Source organism: Allobosea sp. 01N443, from assembly GCF_056399325.1.
In genome coordinates this window covers 1-4433 of sequence record NZ_JBFTRC010000306.1, presented here as the reverse complement: position 1 = coordinate 4433, position 4433 = coordinate 1, and the positions used below count along the sequence as shown (strand labels likewise).

The following is a 4433-nucleotide window of genomic DNA, read 5'->3' as shown; positions in this document are numbered from 1 at the left end:
CCTTCCATCCGAGACGGCCATCAGTCCGATCAACAGATGCCCTTACACGGCTGTCAGAGCAGCTGACTTGAAAACATTTCAGATGACATTCGGGTCGCTCCAAGAGATCGCTCGCGAGCGCGGCATGCACTTCGCACCCCTGAAGAAGGCTCTCATGAAGCATGGCATCACACCCTGCTTCGGCAAGCCTGACGTACCGGCCACGTTCTACCGGCGAGCGGACATCCCGCAATACCTCTAACCAACTTTGATCAGAAAAGAGCCCGGCTCGCACCACGCGAGCCGGGCTTTTTGCTGCCCGAAGTGAAGGGAAACTCCGCAGAGAGCGTATGGTTTTGCGGAAGAGTTTTGCACCCTAGTGCGGAAGCGTGAAGACGACAGTCATGCAACGGCGCCAATGAAATAAGGCGAAATCCGTGTGGCTGCGGGGATCTTTCCCTCTCATCACACTGCTGAAAATCGGGGCATAGTGTTGTTGCCGCGATTGTAGGTCGAGTTCCGCAATCAGCGATAGGGCGCCCGGTCCCGGCCGGGCGCCTTTCATTTGAAGAACCGAGCGCTCCCGAGGTCCCCCAGTCGTTCATTTTTGGTTTTCGCGGACGGCTGAACGGCCTGAGCAGGATCTGAAACGGGCGAGCCATAAAGGTGCCGCCGTTGCGACGCGGTCCGGAAGCAGACAGCGTCAGGGAGCGCCTGAATTTCTGGCCAAGGCACTTCCAAAGCGCTCGTGGTCCGCCACGAACGCCGACTCATCCACACCTACGGCTCATCCGCTGCGCGGTCGTGATGGGCTCTGGTGCTGTGCTTGTCGCATAGCGCTTCACCAGCCAGAACGGTATCCACAACCGCCATAAACGAACTCAGCGCTGGATAAAAAATTGGGGGGGGCAACCTCACCAGCGCGGCGAATCCGGTATCGATACCGGCGGAACATGCATTGGCCATCTGGAACGACCTTCGCCGAGTTCCGGCACTCGGCCAGCCCTCTCCTCTTACATGTCTGTCTTGATGCTGTCGAAACCTGCCGCACGCTGGAGGGATACTTGCAAGGCTTCCGCCGCCGACAAGAAGCTTGCCGGTGCTGCACTGACGAGCTTCATGAAAAAATGCGAAAGCGACGCTGCTAAAGCGTGCGACGTGACTGTCGCCGAACGAAAACTGTCGGGCGCCGCGAAGTCGAGCTTCACTAAGAAGTGCGTCAGTGACGCTGTCGGGGCGTGACGCATCAGCTGCGCGATGACCAAGGGGCTTGAGCGTCGCGGCCTCGATTGGATGAAGCGCGCCGCGGACGAAGCGATGACAACGGCGGGCAACCTCCGGCCGTTGTGCGCTCCACGCCCACCTGTGCATCGAACACGCGCTGGACATGGCCACGATCTCTTCATCAGGCACGGCGATAGGCCATGCGCATGCGCGCGACGAGACCGCGGCGACCAGGCTCCGGCCGCGTAGAACCTGACACGAGCGCGCCTACGAAGGCATCGCCTTGAGAGCCAACGCCTTCCCGCTTTGGGGACTCAGAGACGCCCGGCGCGCCGTGATGGAGTAGCGGGCGTGATTGACGGCAAGGGCCATCGTCGCATCCTCGCCTGAACGCCCCCCGGACGCGACGGCTTCATCGACCAGTTGATGAAGGGAACGGTCCAGGGCCTCAAGCCCTTCGGCATCGGCCTCCCGCGCTTGGTCCGCAATCTGAATGAACTGCCCGATCCGCTTCTGCTCCTGGCGCATCCGGGACATCTTCACACGCCCCAGGATGATCGTCGTCAGCGAACCCAGGACGCTGAGGAGAGCCGCGGCAAGATAGAAATAGCCTTGGAACTCGTCGAAGAAGCTCTGTTCACCGTTGCTGAGATAGTTGGCGACGCCGGGATGGATGGGCAGGATCGGGTTCTTGTCATCCGGGTCGGGGGCCTCGATCTGGCTCGCCAGGGGCGTGAGCGCCATCAGCTTGGTTTTGGAGACGAAGAGGGTCCGGCCTATCGCCCCTGCGACGAGATTGAGCATCGTGTCGGGCGCGACAAGTCGGTAGGTCACTGCGAGTGTCGTCACGGTGTCGTCGGGGGTCGCGGGGTGCGATCTGAACGCGCCTTCGGGAACATCGTAGGATTCGAAGGCCGGAAAGCGTCGATTGAAGGCATCGGCGTCGGAGAACGCCAGGATCGTCGGTGTCCCTGCGGTACCCTTCGCCATGGCGTTTACTGCGCCAATAACCTCTCCCGGCCCAACCGGCCCGACGGCAAGGATMGCCGCGATATGCCGTTGGTGAACCGCGGCAATCATGTCGTCAGGCGCGAGAAAGACCCGCTTCACATCATGAGGCGCGACATTGTAATAGCCCAGGATGACATCGAGTAGCGCGGCGTTGACCTCCTGCAGACGCCCCTGCGGAATTGCGATCGTCTTGCCGGAAAGCTTGCCGATACTGTCGACGGGCGATTTCGGCGGCAGAACGAAGGCGACGACATCGCGACGGAGAATCGCAATCGTCTGTCCGTTGGTCGGTGGCGAGACGTCGCTGCGGATCACGGCGAGATCCGCCTCGTCAGCTTCGATCGCCTTCGAGCTCGCAGCCAGATCTTTGACCGGCAGCGGCTGAAGTCTGATCCGGGGATGATCCCTGGTCGTCTCCGTGATGAGGGCGCCAACGAGACGCTGCGCGTCGGTGCCAAGCGCTCCCGTCGTCACCCGCACGGTCGCGTGGGGTGACCAGAAATGGATCGTGGCGGCAATAGCGGCAACGACGAGAAAACCCGCTGTCCATGCTGCAAATCGCACAACCCTGGTCCTCAATCATCCGCCGACCTGGCCGAGACCGGCCACCGACGAAGCTGCTGCGGGAAACGTGCAGCCTCTCGGACGGCAAGACACAACGGGAAGGCAAGACTCTACTTAGAGGTTGGGACGCCTGCACCGTTCGCGCCTTCCGGTGATGATGAGGCAGCCGCACGCTGCCGTCCACCTTCAGACGGCTCATCAAGGTGCCCATTCCTCGCGGTGCAGCGTGTTCTGGCGCGCGAACAGGACATGCGCAGCAAAGAGAGTGCGGCCTGACACGGAGGACGAGCACGGCCTTCCGGCAGCGCGCCCTACCCGCATAGGCGAGCCGGAATGCGACAATCAAAGGCAGTGAAGCAACGCTGCTGGTCAGGTTCATCAGTCGCCCAAGGTAGAGGCCCCTCTCTGCGCTCCGGAGCAACGGACCCCTCCCCTTGGACGCAACTGAGCCCTTGCGATCATTGTAGGATGGGCTGCGGGTGGCGATCAGGCCGGGCATCAGAAGCGCCATCGTGAAGATCGGCTATCGCAGGAAACGCGGCAAAGCCGCCATACGCGAGACTATGGTGCAACGGCCACCTTGCGGGATACGCTGGATGTGCCGGGTCGAATCGCTAGCCTGGCTGCAATCGTCGGCGCAGTACTTGGCGCCTCTTCGGAGCCCCYAGGTCAATGACCATCACAGAGGAACTCGTGTCGCCGAAGACATCGCTCCAGAAAAACCCATTCGCCATCTTGGGCGCGACGACGAGAGACAACCGAAGCCGCCTTATCGAACTGGCCGATGAAGTTGCTCTGGTAGCCGATGGCGACGAGGGCCAGAAGGCCCAATCCACCCTGTTGAACATCCGGACGCGGCTAGYTGCGGAAATGGGGTGGCTTCCGGGCGTCGCTCCGCGAAAGGCCACTGCCGCCGTCGAGGGTCTCTCGAGCATGACGGGGCTAGAAGCGACGGTGGAATTGCCTCCTCTTGCCCGCGCCAACCTGTTGTCGGCATCTGCGCAGGCAAAGCCCGAGGCGAGGACGCCACAGGAAGCCGCCGCGATCTTCTATCGTCTCGCCTTGGCGGTGGAGGACGTCGACCTGGCTGGCGTATTGCGGGATATCAACGAGGATCGCTCGGTCGCCGGGTTCCCTCCCGTCCGCGACGAGGGGGCCATCCTGGAGGAATTCGAGGCCCGAAAGCGGGATTACCGAAAGGCCATCAACGACGTTCTGGATCGGCTCCCGAGTCGGACCCTCGTGAAGGTCATGGACATGGTGGTTCAGAAGGGCACGAAGGACGGCAGCGAGCACGCCCCGGCCTTCATTCAGGAGATTGTCGCGTCCTACGAGTTTGGACTGCGGGGGTTCATCGAAGCCGAGTCCTCAACCGTCGAGAGGCTCGTGACACGTGGCAATGCCGTGGCAGTCCATGGGGAAGCCCACGTCATCCCCGTGATCGACGAGATCAAGAAGGTCGCCGCGAACTTCAACGAGATCGTCGGGCCAGCCCAGCTCGTGGCGAGGGCGAACGGGATCGACCACCTGGCGACCCACAACCTGGCCATCGCGATCCGCGAACTCGCGATCGCACTGCACAATAAGTACGGCTTCGTCGACACGCCCGCCCGCATCGCCGCCTTCCTGAACGATCATTTCGGACTTCTGGACAC

3 protein-coding genes and 1 pseudogene are annotated in these 4433 nt (G+C 62.0%); 2 read left to right on the top strand and 2 right to left on the bottom strand.

Features of this window, described 5'->3' with window-relative positions:
* Positions 1 to 241 (top strand): annotated as a pseudogene (locus AC1DRP_RS35250) (TniQ family protein); the annotation flags it as partial.
* 751 nt (positions 242 to 992) lie between these two features.
* Here the strand turns inward: AC1DRP_RS35250 and AC1DRP_RS35245 are convergent.
* Both AC1DRP_RS35245 and AC1DRP_RS35240 read right to left on the bottom strand, forming a co-directional pair.
* A complete protein-coding gene (locus AC1DRP_RS35245) occupies positions 993 to 1244 on the bottom strand; it encodes a hypothetical protein (protein ID WP_476770971.1) in 252 nt (83 codons plus the stop codon).
* 226 nt (positions 1245 to 1470) lie between these two features.
* Positions 1471 to 2778, bottom strand: coding sequence for a TAXI family TRAP transporter solute-binding subunit (locus tag AC1DRP_RS35240; RefSeq protein ID WP_441489980.1), 1308 nt, complete (start codon positions 2776 to 2778; stop codon positions 1471 to 1473).
* A gap of 735 nt (positions 2779 to 3513) precedes the next feature.
* Here AC1DRP_RS35240 and AC1DRP_RS35235 point away from each other — a divergent pair.
* Positions 3514 to 4433 (top strand): hypothetical protein (locus AC1DRP_RS35235; RefSeq protein ID WP_476770970.1); only part of this gene is annotated, 920 nt, incomplete at its 3' end.